Raw genomic sequence first — 1,191 nt, forward strand, 5'->3', positions numbered from 1 at the left:
GCGACCTGCTGGGCGCGCTGACGGCCAGCCGGGGGCAGGTCGTGAACGTGGGCTCGGTCTTCGGCGATATCGGGTTTCCGTACTTCGCCCTCTATTCCGCGTCCAAGTTCGCGCTGCGGGGCTGGTCGGACGCGCTGCGGCGCGAACTGGCCCCGCGCGGCATCGCCGTCACCTATCTGGCGCCGCGCGCGACGCGCACCGATGCGGCGCAGGGGTTTGACGCGCTGATCGGGCCGATGGCGATGACCCTGGACAGCCCGGACGCCGTCGCGGCCCATGCCTGGCGCGCCATTACCGCGCGCCGGCGCGAACAGATGCCCGCCTCGCGCGAGCGGCTGTTCGTGGCCCTCCAACGCCTGCGCCCCGGCCTGATCGACCGGGCGCTGATGCGCCTGGCCCGCGACCCGGCGGTCATCGCCGCCGCGACCCTTCCCAAGTGATGAGGATCCCCATGAGCTACAATATCCTGCGCCACCGCGACCATCCGGGCGGCCTGACCGATCCGGGCCTGCTGGCCACCATCCGCGAGGACCTGGCCCGTGACGGCTGGACGCTGCTGCGCGGCTTTCAGCCCGACATGGAGGCGTTCTCGGGCGTGGTGACGACGCTCTGCCGCCGCGTGACCTTCGATCCGGCGCGCAGCCATACCACGGACACGACGCAGATGGTCGATGCGGGCTTGGGCCCCATCGGCCTGCACATCGAGAACGGCAACACGCCCCGCTGCCCCGACATCGTGACCTTCTTCGCGCAAACCGCCGCCTTCGAGGGCTCGCAGACCACCATCTGCGACGGCCGCGCGGTCTGGGACCGGTTCGACGATGCGCTCAAGGTCCGCTGGTCGCAGCGCATGACCGTCGAACGCGTCCTGCCCGAGGCGCTGTGGAAACGCTATCTGGCGAACGAACACCCGGCGATCTCGGACCCGGCGCAGGTCACGATGGAACACGTCCTGCAGTTCAAGGCGGCGATCCCGGATCAGGACTTCGCCCTGCACCCGGACGGCTCGCTGACCTATCGCCTGACGCTGGACCCGGTGCGCCCCTCGGCCCTGGGCGGAGAGACGCGCGGCTTTGCCAATGCCGTCCTGGGTCCGTCGCACAACTATCAGCCGCCCCGCTATGCGATGGCCGACGGCACCGAGGTGACCCCGGAGGAGATCGAGCGGATCCGCGCCTTGGCCGAGGAGGT

General features: G+C 70.5%; 2 protein-coding genes. Both read left to right on the plus strand.

What is annotated here, in order from left to right; genetic code table 11:
- Nucleotides 1-440: SDR family NAD(P)-dependent oxidoreductase (locus TW83_RS16985; protein ID WP_045983967.1), on the plus strand; the 440-nt coding region annotated here is incomplete at its 5' end.
- Nucleotides 441-451: 11 nt separating this feature from the next.
- On the plus strand, nt 452-1,191 hold a 740-nt coding region (locus tag TW83_RS16990), incomplete at its 3' end, for a TauD/TfdA family dioxygenase (protein WP_052714961.1).

Source organism: Paracoccus sp. S4493, from assembly GCF_000967735.1.
GTDB classification, from domain to species: domain Bacteria; phylum Pseudomonadota; class Alphaproteobacteria; order Rhodobacterales; family Rhodobacteraceae; genus Paracoccus; species Paracoccus marcusii.